The following is a 13,197-nucleotide window of genomic DNA, read 5'->3' as shown; positions in this document are numbered from 1 at the left end:
CTGGCCAGGTGCGGGCAGCCCGGCGTCGACGCTCTGGCCGAGCTCGGCCCGACCAGCGCCCACGCCCGTGACGCGCGGGCGACCCACGAGCTGGCCACCGGACGCCGGGCGGCGTCGTGACCTGGGTCGAGGAGTTCCGGTCCAGCCCCACCGGGCAGGTCCTCGCCGAGGTCCTGGGCGCGGTGTTCGACGTCATCGGCACACCCGTCCTGGTGTACTTCTTCCTCATCAACGCCACGTACCTGCTGCTCATCGCCCTGGCGGCGGTGGAGTTCACCCGACATCTGCGACGCAGCCCTTTCGCCGGGCTCGACGACGTGGCGACCAGCCCCCTGACCCAACCCGTCTCGGTGCTCGTCCCCGCCTTCAACGAGCAGGCCGGCATCGTGTCCTCGGTGCGTGCGATGCTCGCGCTGCGGTATCCCGAGCACGAGGTCGTCGTCATCGACGACGGGTCCAAGGACGAGACGTTCGCGCGCCTGCAGGCCGCGTTCGACCTGGTGCAGGTCCCGCGGGTCGTGCCCCACGACGTCCCCGTCCGCAAGGCCCCCACCTCGGTGCACGTCCCCGCGGACGGGCGCACACCCCTGGTGGTGGTCCGCAAGGAGAACTCCGGCCGGTCGGACTCGTTGAACGTGGGTGTCGCCGTGGCCCGGTACCCCCTGGTCGCGATGGTCGACGCCGACTCGATCCTGGACCCGGACGCCCTGCTCGTGGTCTCCAAGCCGTTCACCGACGACCCCTCCAGGGTCGTGGCCACCGGTGGGGTGATCCGCGCGGTCAACGGGTGCACCGTCGTCGCCGGCCGCGTGGTGGACGTCCGCCTGCCGCGCAACGGTCTGGCGCGCATCCAGGTCGTGGAGTACCTGCGGGCCTTCCTCCTGGGCCGTACCGGCTGGTCGCGTGCCGGGTCCCTGATCCTCATCTCCGGTGCCTTCGGCCTGTTCCGCCGCGACGTCCTGGTCGACGTGGGTGGGCTGGACCCCGACTCGATCGGGGAGGACTTCGAGCTCGTCATGCGGATCCACCGCACCATGCGGCGGCGTCGGCGCGACTACCGGGTGACGTTCGTCGCCGAGCCGATCTCCTGGACCGAGGTCCCCTCCACCCGACGGGTGCTCGGCAGCCAGCGACGCCGGTGGCACCGGGGGCTGTGGGAGGTGCTCTGGAAGTACCGGGGTATGACGTTCAACCCCAGGTACGGGCGCATCGGGCTGGTCGCGCTCCCGTATGCGTGGGTGTTCGAGCTCGCCGCACCCGTGATCGAGCTCGTGGGTGTGGTGCTCGTCCCGCTCGGCCTGCTCGTCGGTGCCGTCGACACCACCTACGCGCTGACCCTGCTCCTCGTCGCGTACGCGTTCGCGGTCGTGGTCTCGCTGGCGGCCGTCTGCGTCGAGGAGTTGTCCTTCCACCGGTACACCCGCTGGCGCGACCTCGGCGGGGTGCTGACCGCGAGCGTGTGGGAGAACATCGGGTACCGCCAGATGACGGCGTGGTGGAGGGTGAGAGGGCTGGTGCAGGGGATGACAGGGCGCAAGCAGGTGTGGGGAACCATGACACGCACGGGTTTCGGCGACACCGCCGACGGACCGCGGGCGGCGCCGTGAGCACCGCGGGGAGTGCTGTCGGGACTGGCTCCCGCAGCCAACCCTCCCTCGCCGGACGCCTGCGGCTGCTGTCGGTGACGACGATCGTCCTGGTGCTCGTCAGCGGATTCGGGGGGGTATGGGCGGTGCACTCCTCGACCAGCCGCGTCGCGACGCTCTCCCGTGTGCTCACGCCCGCGGTCGAGACCCACGCCGAGGCGTTGCACCTCATGACCGATGCGGAGGCGGGCCTGCGGGGCTTCCACTCCACGGGTGACGAGACGCTGCTCGTCCCGTTCGCACGAGCACGAGAGGACGTCCTGCACACGCTGGTCGTCGCCGAGGAGCTGGGCCGTGAAGCGGGCGTCGCGGCTGACTACGCCGCCCCCCAGGTCGCGGCGGCGGCATGGCTCGAGGAGGCCCACCTCGCCGTCGGGGTCGAAGCCGACTCACCCGACGAGGCGGCTCTGGCGCAGTCGATGTCCACCTTCCGTGCTGCTCACCGCGAGGTCCACGACGCCCTTGTCGACAGGCGCGAGGTCGTCCGGGCCGAGACCCGCACGGTACGCCGGCTCGGCATCCCCGCCTTGCTGGCGATGACCTTCACCCTCGTGCTCGTCGCCGCCGCGACCGCGCGCACCACCGTCCGTGCCGTCGCCGGACCTCTGGACGCCCTCCGCTCGGTCCTGGACCGCCAGCGCCGGGGCGAGCACCAGGCCCGTGCCCAGGTGTCCGGGCCCTGCGAGGTCAGCGAGGTCGCCGCTGCGGTCAACGCCCTCGCCGACGAGAGCGACCGGCTGCGCAGACGCCAGGACCGTGCGGCGCTGCTGCGGGTACGCACACGTGACGCCGCTCGCGCGGTGCGCGAACCGCTGGACCAGGACATCGTGCTGCGCACGGCCGCACGCGTCCTCGGCCAGCTCGTCGGTGCCGACCGCGCCGTGATCACGCACATGCCCTGGGCGACCCGCTCCACGGCCTCCGGCCCGGTCCATGCCAGATGGTCCGCCGACGGGGGGCCCCTTCCGGGTGCCCCGGACCTCGACCGCCTGACCTTGCGCTCGTTGTGCTCCCTGGTGCCCGACGGGGAGGCGATGCTCGTCCCCACCCCGGGCGGGGAGATCCCGCAGGCCATCGCACCCCTCCTGCCGGAGCCGGGCGCCAGGGCGGTGGTCGCCCGGGTCGGTGCCGCCGACGACTCGGTGGCGGTCGTGGTCCTCACCGTCGCGGCAGACCGGAACGTCAGCGATGACGAGCTGCACTCGGTCCAGCTCGTCTGCGCAGACCTCAGCCGTGCGCTCGAGCACTCCGAGACCTACGAGCGCCAGCTCGAGCTCGTGGACCGGCTCCAGGAGCTGGACCGCCAGAAGGCCGACTTCCTCTCCACCGTCTCCCACGAGCTCCGCACGCCGTTGACCTCGATCGCCGGGTACACCGAGATGCTGCGCGAAGGGGTCGCGGGCGAGATCGAGCCGCGCGCCCGGGGCATGCTCGACGTCGTCCACCGCAACGTCGAGCGCCTGACCCGACTCATCGAGGACCTCCTGCTGCTGTCACGCATCGAGGCAGGCGCCCTTCGCACCGAGGTCGCCGACGTCGACCTCACCGCCGCGGCCGAGGCCGTCGCCCTGGCCCTCGAACCCGAGGCCCGCACACGCGGCCTCACCCTGGAGGTCGACGGTCGGGACGGCCACGTCCGCGGCGACCCCGGGCAGCTGGAACGCGTGCTCCTCAACCTGGCGTCCAACGCCGTCAAGTTCACCCCGGAGGGAGGCTCGGTCAGGATCGAGATCCGACCCTCGTCCTCGACCGGGGACGTCCTGCTGACGGTCACCGACACCGGCATCGGCATCCCGACCCAGGACATGGACAAGCTCACCGACCGGTTCTTCCGCGCCTCCAACGCCGTCGACGGCGTCGTCCCCGGCACCGGCCTGGGCCTGTCCATCGTCAGAAGGGTGGTCGAGGTCCACGGTGGGCACATGGACGTCACCTCCGTGCAGGACGAGGGGACCCGGGTTGCCATCACCCTCCCCATGGCCGGCCCCGCAGCCCTCGACGAACCCGGCACCTGACCGCGGCGTGGAGGACCTGCAGCCATCGAGGAGGGCCCCGGTAGCATCGGCTCTCGTGCCGGAACCCCAGAGATCCAACCCCGCCTACCGGCGCATCGTCGCCACCGCCCGACCGCTGCTCAAGGCCGTGACGCGCAGGGCCTGGTCGGGCACGGAGCACCTCCCCACCGACCGCGGCTTCATCGCAGCGGCCAACCACATGACCGTGGTCGACCCGTTGACGTTCGCCCACTACCTGTACGACAACGGCGTCGCACCGAAGGTCCTCGCCAAGGCCTCGCTGTTCGAGATCCCCCTCGTCGGGCGGCTCCTGCGGGCCTCGGGCCAGATCCCGGTGCACCGCCAGACGGCCGCGGCCGGGCAGTCCCTGGACCGCGCCGCCGAGGCGATCGCCCAGGGGGAGTGCGTGGCCGTGTTCCCCGAGGGCACCCTCACCCGCGAGCCGGACCTGTGGCCCATGGCTGGCAAGACCGGCGTCGCGAGGCTGGCGCTGACCACACGAGCGCCGGTCATCCCCATCGCCCAGTGGGGTCCGCAGCACCTCCTGCCCCGGTACGGGCGGCTCCCGCGCCCGTTCCCCCGCAAGCTCGTCACCGTCGTCGCCGGGCCGCCCGTTGACCTCTCGGACCTGTACGACCGACCGCACGACTCCGTCGTCCTGCGCGAGGCCACCGAGCGCGTCATGGCCCAGATCACCGCCCTCCTCGAAGACATCCGGCAAGAGACAGCCCCCGCCGAGAGATTCGTCTGGCGTCGTCCCGGAGGTTCAGCATGACCGCGCCCCTCACCCGCGCCACCGTCCTGGGCACCGGGAGCTGGGGCACCGCGTTCGCCGCGGTGCTCGCCGACGCCGGGTGCGAGGTGACCCTGTGGGGGCGCCGACCGGAGGTGTGCACCGAGATCACCGACACCCACCGCAACGAGCGCTACCTGCCGGGAGTTCAGCTACCTGCAGGGATCCGCGCCACCCCCGACGTCACCGACGCCCTGCGCGACGCCCAGCTCGTCGCCGTCGCCGTCCCCGCCCAGAGCGCCCGTGCCACCCTCGAGCCCGTCGCCCCCGCCGTCCCCGACGACGCCCTGGTCGTGTCGCTGATGAAGGGCGTCGAGCTCAGCTCCGACCGGCGCATGAGCGAGGTCCTGCAGGAGGCGCTCAACCTCCCGCCCGACCGGGTCGCGGTCGTCTCCGGCCCGAACCTGGCCCTGGAGATCGCCGCCCACCAGCCCACGGCGACCGTGGTGGCGTCCACGGCCCAGGCCACCGCCCAGCGGGTCGCCGCCGCGTGCGCGTCGTCGTACTTCCGCCCCTACACCAACACCGACGTGGTGGGGGTCGAGCTGTGCGGGGCGGTCAAGAACATCATCGCGCTCGCGGTGGGCATCGCCCAGGGGCGCGGGTTCGGGCACAACACGATGGCCACGGTCATCACCCGCGGACTGGTCGAGATCACCCGGCTGGGCCTGGCGCTCGGGGCGGACGCGGAGACCTTCGCCGGCCTCGCAGGCATGGGTGACCTGGTCGCCACGTGCGCCTCACCCCTGTCGCGCAACCACACCCTGGGGGTGCACATCGGCCAGGGGCTCACCCTGGACGAGGCCCTCGAGCGCACGGGCGGGACCGCTGAGGGCGTGAAGTCCTCCCGTTCGGTGCTGGAGCTCGCCCATACCGCCGGGGTGGAGATGCCCATCACCGACGCGGTCGTCCAGGTGCTTCACCACGGCCTGCCGGTGGACCGCATGGCACAGATGCTCCTGTCGCGGCCCCACAAGGCCGAAGGGCTGCAGGGCAGCCCCTCGGTCGAGGTCTGAACGCCGGACCACGCCTCAGGTCGGCGCGACCTCGGCCAAGGCGCGGTCCAGGTCACGCCACAGGTCCTCCACGTCCTCCACGCCGACGGACAGCCGCACCAGGTCGGCGGGTACCGTCGCCGACTCGGTGGGGAAGCGCCGCCGCCGCTCGAGGGTGGACTCGACCCCACCCAGGCTGGTCGCCGGCACCCACAGTCGGACGGCGTCGACCAGGGCGTCGGCGGCGTCCTGTCCGCCGCGGGGCCGTAGCGCCACGACCGACCCGAACCCGCGCAGCACCCGCAGCGCGGTCCGGTGCCCCGGATCCGTCGGCAGGCTGGGGTGGCGGACCTGCTCCACCGCGGGGTGCTCGGCGAGCCGGGCGGCCAGCACCGCGGCCGAGGCCTGGGACCGCTCCACACGCAGGGCCAACGTCCGCATCCCCCGCAGGGCCAGCCACACGTCCCACGGCCCGGGGACCGCGCCCCGGACGGTGCGCACGTGCGCGACGTGCTCACGCAGCCGTGGGTCGGTGGTGACGAGGGCGCCCAGGACGACGTCGGAGTGCCCTGCGAGGTACTTGGTCACGGAGTGGACCACCAGGTCGGCGCCGTGGTCCAGGGGACGCTGCCCCAGGGGCGTGGCGAACGTGTTGTCGACCACGACGAGCGCACCGGCCTCGTGGGCCCCGGCGACGAGCGCCGGCAGGTCGGCGACCTCGAGCATCGGGTTGGTGGGGGACTCCAGCCACAGCACGGACGCCGGCCCGCGTCCGTCGGCGCCCCTCACGGCGTCCAGCACCTGATCGGTGTCCTCGACGTCGACCAGGTCGCGCTGCCACCCGCGGTCCTGGGCCTGCTCCTGCGCCAGCGCCAGGCTCATCTGGTAGGAGTGCCGGGGCATGACCACACGCCCCCCGCGCGGCACCAGCGACAGCGCGGCGTCGATCGCGGCCATCCCCGAGCCCATGACCACCGCGGGCAGGTCGCTGCCCTCGAGGTCGGCGAGGGCGCGCTCGAACGGGTCCCACGAGGCTGTCCCGTTGCGCGCATAGAGGGGTTCCCCGGGGGCGGGCACACCGCTGGAGACGAACGTGGAGGAGAGCACGACCGCGGGGTTCACCGGTGCGCCGGCCTCGCGGGGTGGCCGTCCGGCGGTGACGGCGATCGTGGCGGGGGAGAGGGCGGCGGGGTCGGTGTCCACCGCGGCAGCGTAGCCGTCGGCGGCGTCGCCGAACCCCGGTGGACAGTGGTCGGGTGCGGTCCGGCGGCGGGTAGGGTCATCGCCGATGGACGCGAACCAGCCCCCGACCCCCGCCCCTCGGCGCACCCGTGTCGCCGTCGTCTTCGGAGGGCGGTCCGGTGAGCACTCGGTCTCCTGCATCACGGCTGCGGCGGTGCTGCGCGCGATCGACCGTGACAGGTTCGACGTCCTGGCGCTCGGGATCACCAGGAGCGGACGTTGGCTGGCCGTCTCGGACGAGCCCGCACGCTGGGAGCATCACGGTGGTGACCTCCCCGAGGTCACCGACGAGGCCTCCTCGACCGAGGTCGTGCTCCCCAGGTCCACCGACGACGCCGAGCTGCTCGCCCTGGAGCCCGGCGCCGTGCCGCGGTCCCTGGGGCCCGTGGACGTCGTCCTCCCGCTCCTGCACGGCCCCTACGGCGAGGACGGCACCGTCCAGGGTCTGCTCGAGGTCGCCGGTGTGCGGTACGCCGGCGCGGGGGTGCTGGCCTCGGCGGTGGGGATGGACAAGCACTACATGAAGATCGTCCTGTCCGGTCACGGCATCCCCGTCGGCCCCTACGTCGTGCTAGGTCCTGGACAGTGGGAGCAGGACCAGGAGGCGTGCACCCGGTCGGTCGATGGTCTCGGGACCCCGGTGTTCGTCAAGCCGGCGCGTGCCGGTTCGAGCCTGGGCATCACGAAGGTGGACGACCTCGCCGACCTGCCGGCCGCGGTCCGTGCGGCACAGGAGCACGACCCGAAGGTCCTGGTCGAGGCCGCGATCGTGGGTCGGGAGATCGAGTGCGCGGTCCTCGGGGGACGCGACGGCGCGGCACCCCGGACGTCGTTGCCGGGCGAGATCGCCGTGGGCGCGACCGAGAACGGCTTCTACGACTTCGGCTCCAAGTACCTGGGTGAGGGCGAGGTGCGACTGCACTGCCCCGCCGAGCTGCCCGCCGCCGTCGTCGACCGTGTGCGCGAGCTGGCTGCACGCACGTTCCAGGCTGTGGGGTGCGAGGGGCTGGCCCGCGTCGACACGTTCGTGACCGGTGACGGTCAGGTCCTGGTCAACGAGATCAACACGATGCCCGGCTTCACCCCGGTGTCGATGTACCCGATGCTGTGGGCAGCATCGGGGCTGGGCTTCACCGAGCTGGTCGACGAGCTGATCGCCCTGGCCCTGGAGCGCCCCACCGGGCTCCGGTGACGCGGGGCGTCCCGGCAGGACTCACAGGCACGCGCGACGCTGCTCCACCTGCGCGACTGCCGGTCCGAGGTCCAGCAAGAAGGACGTGGACCGTTCGTTGGTGACGGCAGCGGGAACCTGCACCTCGACGGCGGGTTCGCGCCCGTAGGTGGTGAAGGTCCAGTCGGTGGTCCCGCCCTCGCCCTCCGACCCGGGTACGGCGATCCAGTCGACGCTGGTGGCCCCGTCGTCGGCCGAGACGCAGTGCTCGGTGCTGGGGCCCGGCGGCGCCACCCCACAGCGTAGGACGACCGGTGCGCCGCGGTCGCCCCAGGCCGCCGTCGCCTGGCTTCCGGTCCGCACTCGTTGCAGGTCGCCCAGGTCGTCGGGCAGGGCAAGGACGACGTCGGCGCAGAGGGGGTGTGCGGCCTGGGGCGCCACGGGCACTGTCACGGGTGTGGTGCAGGCGGCGGTGGCGAGCACGAGCGTCGCCACGACGACACGCGCGGGGGTGGAGGTCGGCACGGGTCCACCGTAACCGGCGCAGGGCCGCTACCGGCTCGGGCGCACTACCGTGGCCTGGTGACCGAGCCGTTGAGGACCGTGAGTGGTCCCGTCGTCGCCGACCTGACCGAGGGGCAGCTGCTGGCCCGGGTGTTCCCCGAGCTGCCGACCGGAACCGCGACCGACCTCGGGCCGGGTGATGACGCGGCTGTGGTGAAGGCATCCGACGGCCGCGTGGTGGTCTCGACGGACGTGCTCGTGGAGGGACGTCACTTCAGACGCGACTGGTGCACCGGGCAGGACGTGGGCTGGCGCGCCGCGGTGCAGAACATGGCCGACGTCGCCGCGATGGGGGCGAGACCGACCGCCCTCGTGGTGGGCCTCGTCGCACCGGACGACCTTCCGGTCGACTGGGTCGTGGACCTCGCCCGTGGGATGTCCCTGGCGTGCGCACCCCACGGGGTCGGTGTGGTCGGGGGTGACCTGTCCGGTGGCGAGCAGGTGGTGGTCGCGGTCACCGTCATGGGTGACCTGGAGGGTCGCCCGCCGGTGCTGCGATCCGGTGCGCGTCCGGGCGACGTGGTCGCCCACGCCGGGGTCAGGGGGCGGTCGGCGGCAGGTCTGGAGGTGCTCGGTCAGGGCCTGGACCGGCATGCCTGGCGCCGCGTCGTCAGTGCCTACCTGCGCCCGTCATGCCCTCTGGGTGCGGGCGTCCGTGCGGCGACCGCCGGTGCGACGGCCATGATGGACGTCTCGGACGGTCTGCTCACCGACGCCCGGCGGATGGCGGTGGCCAGCGGCGTCGTGATCGACCTGAAGGCGCCGGAGAAGGTGTTCACCGAGGACGTCCAGGTCCTGGCGGCCGTGGCGAGCGCGACCGGTGGCAGGGTCGGCGACTGGTTGCTGACCGGGGGAGAGGACCACGGTCTCCTCGCCTGCTTCCCGCCCGGCCGGGTTGCCCCGGGATTCACCGTCGTCGGGGAGGTGCGCGAGGGGATGCCCCTCGTGCTCGTCGAAGGTGAGGTCCGCCCCGGCTCGGGTGGGTGGGACCACTTCGGCGCAGGCTCTCAGGAGCGCCGGTAGCGCACCTCTCTGACCCGGTCGCCCCCGAACTCCTCGATCCTCTCGACACCGTCGTCCACGAACCCGTTGCGGCGGTAGAAGTGGCGCGCGCGGTCGTTGCCCGCAGCGACCCACAGGGTCAGGGGCGCGCCGGTGGGCACCGCGTCGATCACCATGCGGATCAGCGACCGCGCCGCACCGCGGCCCCACGCGGCCGGGTCCAGGTAGAGGGCGTAGACCTGCATGGTCTCCCGACCCGCGTCCTCGTCCTGGCTCGGGCCCAAGGAGGCGAAGCCCACGACGTGGTCGTCGTCCTGAGCGACCCACACCTGGGTGCTGTTGTTCCCCTCGAGGGTGTCGCGCCAGCGCTCGGCCCGGGTGTCCACGTCGAGCCCGGCGAGGTACTCCTCGTCGATGAGGCCGGCGTACGCCTGCCGCCAGGAGGTCACGTGGACGTCGGCGATGGCCCTTGCGTCCTGGGGCGTCGCACTGCGGATCACCACACCGGTGGGCTCGTCGACCATGGTGACACCATGCCATCCCCGCGTACCTGCGGCCACCCCGTGGTCAAGTCTTGGGGATCCCTTGGGTTCGGGGGCCTCGGTGCCTGCCTCGCCCGGTTGACGGGCCGGTGACGCAGGTGAGCCCGCGGAGCGATGCTCCGCGGGCTCACCTTGGGGGCAGTCTGCCGTCAGACGGCGCGCTGCACCTTCCCGGCCTTGAGGCACGAGGTGCACACGTGCAGCCGCTTGGGCGCACCGGCGACCACCGCGCGCACGCGCTGGATGTTCGGGTTCCAACGCCGCTTGGTGCGGCGGTGTGAGTGCGAGATGCTGTGCCCGAAGCTCGGGCCCTTGCTGCAGACGTCGCAGTTGGCAGCCACGTTCTGTCTCCTGATCGTCGTGCATGCCGCGCGCGCAAGTCGAGGGCGGCTGAGATGGTCACTACCTGGTCCGGCGAGGCCCGCCCGGGGCTACAGGATCTCTCCCTGGGGTGCCGGACCGCTGCCTGTGCTGTGCCCGGCCATGACCGGGCAACCTCGATAGGGTAGCCGATCTGTGGAGCGGCCCCCAAACCGCCCCGTCCCCCGTGACCCGAGCGACCCAGGAGGACTGCCGTGGACGTCGACGTCCTGCGTGCCTGGATCGAGCGCGCGGTGACCGACCTCGGCCGCCACCGGTCCTTGCTGGACGAGGCCAACGTCTTCCCGGTCGCCGACTCCGACACGGGCACCAACCTGTACCTGACCTTGCTGGAGGCCCGGCGCCGGGTCCGCGCGCTCCCCGACAACGCCACCGCCGGGGAGGTCGCGGCCGCAGCGGCCCGTGGCGCGCTCGTCGGTGCCCGTGGCAACTCCGGGGTGATCGTGGGCCAGTACCTGGGCGCCCTGTGGCGTGCCCTTCTCGAGGAGCCCGGTGCGGGTCTGCGTCAAGCCCTTGCCAGCGCCGCCCGCGCTGCGACCGCGGCCGTCGCCACACCCGTGCCGGGCACTGTCCTCACCGTCGCCGACCAGGTCGCGACGGGCGCTGCCGGCACCCACGACGGCGCGTTCCCCGGCCTCGAGGCGCAGGAGGAGCTCGACCTGCTCGAGGTCGCGCTGGATGCCGGGTGGGAGGCCGTCGACCAGACTCCCGACCAGCTCGACGCGCTGCGACTCGCCGGAGTCGTCGACGCGGGCGCCGTCGGCCTCCTGATCGTGCTGGAGGCACTCCTGCACGTCGCGGGCCGACCCCGGGACCGCGTCGTGAGCCTCACCCGGCCCACGGGCGAGGGGCACCCGCAGCAGGACCGGGCGGCCCACGAGGTGGACGGGGCCTGCACCCACGCCCCCGACGACGGCGAGTTCGAGGTCATGGCGCTGCTCGCCGAGGGCCCGGGCGGGGCGGCCACCGACGCGACCGACCACCTGTGCCACGCCCTGGTCCAGGTCGGGGTCTCCGTCGCCGTGGTGTCCCAGGCGGGCCTCTGGCAGACGCACGTGCACACCGACCACCCCGGGGTCGCCGTCCGGGCGCTCCACGACGCCGCCGCGCACGGGCTCGCGACCGACCACCTCGTCGTCCGCGACCTCGCCCGGCAGTCCGGGGTCCACTCCCCACCCCACCGGCCGGCCCTCGGCCTGGTCGCGGTGACCTGCGCCGTCGGCCTCGCACCCGACCTCGCCCGCGCCGGTGCCGTGGTGGTCCTCACCCCTGACGACCGCGACGTCACCGCGCCGGTGGCACGCGCCGTCGCGGACACCGGTGCGGAGGACGTCCTCGTCCTCGCCTCGGCCGGGACCCTCACCCCGGGCCCGCCTCCCGCCGACGTCCGGGTGCACCTGATGCCCGGTCTGGACGACCTGCAGCTCGTGGCCGCCGCCCAGCGCCTCGTCGAGTGCGGCCACGCCGGCCACGGGGCGGCCGAGCTCCTCGCACACGCACGCGAGGCCGCGGACCTGGTCCGTTCGACCCACCTCGCTCCGGGCGACGACCCCGCCAGTGCGCTCCGGGAGCTCCTGGACGGCCGCGGTGAGGCCGTCACCGTCCTGACCCACCACGAGACGCCCCCAGCCCTGGTGGAGGCGGCCCGTCAGGCCGTCCACCTGGTGCGGCCCGACCTCGAGGTCGTCGTCCTGGACGGCGGCGCGCCCGGCACGGGCGTGGGCGTGTCGGCGGGATGACCGGCACCGGCCCCCTCGAGGCGCCGCTGGAGCGGACCGTCGGCCGGCGGACGGCTCAGGCTCTCGCCCCGCTCGGCATCGTCACCGCTCACGACCTGCTGCGCCACTACCCCCGGAGGTACGCCGAGCCCGGCCGGATGACCGACCTGCGCGACCTCACCGTCGGCGAGCACGTCGCACTCATGGCACGCGTCCGGCAGGCCACCGTCCGGCAGATGCGCTCACGGGGCGGCGCCCTGCTCGAGGCCGTGGTCACCGACGGTGAACGCGACCTGACCCTCACCTTCTTCGCCCGCAGACCCGGCGTCCTGCGCACCCACGAGGACCGCCTGAGGCCGGGTCGGGTCGCCATGTTCACCGGGACGGTGGGCACCTACCGGGGGCGCCTGCAGCTGACCCACCCCGACTACCAGGTCGTCGGCCAGGACGCCGACGACGAGGCCGCCGCCCTGGTCGAGGCCAGTCGCCCGATCCCGGTGTACCGGGCCAGTGCCGCGCTGCCCACCTGGCGGATCAGCCGGGCGGTCCGCACCGTCCTGGACACCCTCGGCCCCGACGACCTGCCAGACCCCCTGCCCGAGCAGGTGCGCCGGGACCGTGGCCTGGTGGGACTGATCGAGGCGCTGAGCGGGGTGCACGCCCCCTACACCGACGCCGACTGGCAGGCTGCCCAGCACCGTCTGCGGTTCGAGGAGGCCTTCGTCCTGCAGGTGGCCCTCGCCCGACGACGGGCAGCGGTCGCCGAGCTCGACGCGGTCGCCCGTCCTCCGGTCCCCGGAGGTCTCCTCGACACCTTCGACGCCTCCCTGCCGTTCCGGCTCACCCCCGGTCAGGTCGACGTCGGTCGGGAGATCGCCCAGGACCTGGCCCGGCCCCACCCCATGCAGCGGCTGCTCCAGGGCGAGGTCGGCTCGGGCAAGACCCTGGTCGCCCTGCGGGCGATGCTCCAGGTCGTCGACGCCGGCGGGCAGGCCGCGCTGCTCGCACCCACCGAGGTGCTAGCGGCCCAGCACGCACGCAGCCTGCGCCGGCTGCTCGGCACCCTCGCCGACGACGGGTTCCTCACCGCCGCCGAGGCCGCCACCCGCGTCGCCCTCCTGACCGGGT

The 13,197-nt window shown here is 73.4% G+C and carries 12 protein-coding genes; 8 read left to right on the top strand and 4 right to left on the bottom strand.

Annotation, left to right across the window (positions count from 1 at the left end; genetic code table 11):
• Positions 1-116: 116 nt before the first annotated feature.
• From N869_RS08555 to N869_RS08540, 4 genes are read left to right on the top strand one after another with little or no spacing between them, the layout of a single operon-like run.
• Positions 117-1,607: a glycosyltransferase family 2 protein gene (locus tag N869_RS08555; protein ID WP_232229667.1), complete on the top strand. Its 1,491-nt coding sequence runs from the start codon at positions 117-119 to the stop codon at positions 1,605-1,607.
• A complete protein-coding gene (locus N869_RS16520; RefSeq protein WP_052105267.1) occupies positions 1,604-3,661 on the top strand; it encodes an ATP-binding protein in 2,058 nt (685 codons plus the stop codon). Before N869_RS08555 ends, N869_RS16520 begins: the two co-directional genes overlap by 4 nt.
• 55 nt (positions 3,662-3,716) lie before the next feature.
• Entirely contained in the window at positions 3,717-4,436 is a 720-nt protein-coding gene (locus N869_RS08545; protein WP_035060241.1) for a lysophospholipid acyltransferase family protein, read from the top strand.
• The gene (locus N869_RS08540; protein WP_035060238.1) at positions 4,433-5,470 is read left to right on the top strand and encodes an NAD(P)H-dependent glycerol-3-phosphate dehydrogenase; all 1,038 of its coding nucleotides are present in this window, start codon (positions 4,433-4,435) and stop codon (positions 5,468-5,470) included. The genes N869_RS08545 and N869_RS08540 overlap by 4 nt, the downstream gene beginning before the upstream one ends.
• A gap of 15 nt (positions 5,471-5,485) precedes the next feature.
• On the opposite strand, the gene N869_RS08535 is transcribed toward N869_RS08540, so the two are convergent.
• Entirely contained in the window at positions 5,486-6,652 is a 1,167-nt protein-coding gene (locus tag N869_RS08535; protein ID WP_035060235.1) for a trans-sulfuration enzyme family protein, read from the bottom strand.
• A gap of 85 nt (positions 6,653-6,737) precedes the next feature.
• Here N869_RS08535 and N869_RS08530 point away from each other — a divergent pair, with 85 nt between their 5' ends.
• Complete coding sequence (locus N869_RS08530) at positions 6,738-7,883, top strand: D-alanine--D-alanine ligase family protein (RefSeq protein ID WP_035060232.1); 1,146 nt, start codon at positions 6,738-6,740, stop codon at positions 7,881-7,883.
• 21 nt (positions 7,884-7,904) lie between these two features.
• Here N869_RS08530 and N869_RS08525 read toward each other — a convergent pair whose 3' ends face one another.
• Positions 7,905-8,387, bottom strand: a complete 483-nt coding sequence (locus N869_RS08525) for a DUF3515 domain-containing protein (RefSeq protein ID WP_035060229.1) — start codon at positions 8,385-8,387, stop codon at positions 7,905-7,907.
• A gap of 57 nt (positions 8,388-8,444) precedes the next feature.
• On the opposite strand from N869_RS08525, the gene N869_RS08520 reads away from it, so the two are divergent.
• Complete coding sequence (locus tag N869_RS08520) at positions 8,445-9,449, top strand: thiamine-phosphate kinase (protein WP_052105266.1); 1,005 nt, start codon at positions 8,445-8,447, stop codon at positions 9,447-9,449.
• Here the strand turns inward: N869_RS08520 and N869_RS08515 are convergent.
• The gene (locus N869_RS08515; RefSeq protein ID WP_035060227.1) at positions 9,434-9,952 is read right to left on the bottom strand and encodes a GNAT family N-acetyltransferase; all 519 of its coding nucleotides are present in this window, start codon (positions 9,950-9,952) and stop codon (positions 9,434-9,436) included. The genes N869_RS08520 and N869_RS08515 overlap by 16 nt on opposite strands.
• Before the next feature lie 167 nt (positions 9,953-10,119).
• Positions 10,120-10,311 (bottom strand): 50S ribosomal protein L28, encoded by a 192-nt coding sequence (gene rpmB, locus N869_RS08510; protein WP_035060225.1) that lies wholly within the window; start codon positions 10,309-10,311, stop codon positions 10,120-10,122.
• 234 nt (positions 10,312-10,545) lie between these two features.
• Between rpmB and N869_RS16515 the strand changes: the two genes are divergently transcribed.
• Together N869_RS16515 and N869_RS08500 are read left to right on the top strand one after the other, a co-directional pair.
• Positions 10,546-12,090, top strand: a complete 1,545-nt coding sequence (locus tag N869_RS16515; RefSeq protein ID WP_052105265.1) for a DAK2 domain-containing protein — start codon at positions 10,546-10,548, stop codon at positions 12,088-12,090.
• On the top strand, positions 12,087-13,197 hold a 1,111-nt coding region (locus tag N869_RS08500), incomplete at its 3' end, for a DEAD/DEAH box helicase (protein ID WP_035060223.1). The genes N869_RS16515 and N869_RS08500, both read left to right, overlap by 4 nt.

It is taken from the genome of Cellulomonas bogoriensis 69B4 = DSM 16987 (assembly GCF_000767165.1).
Classification (GTDB): Bacteria; Actinomycetota; Actinomycetes; order Actinomycetales; family Cellulomonadaceae; genus Actinotalea; species Actinotalea bogoriensis.
Note: the sequence above shows the minus strand (reverse complement) of the source record. Positions and strands in the feature narration are given on the sequence as shown.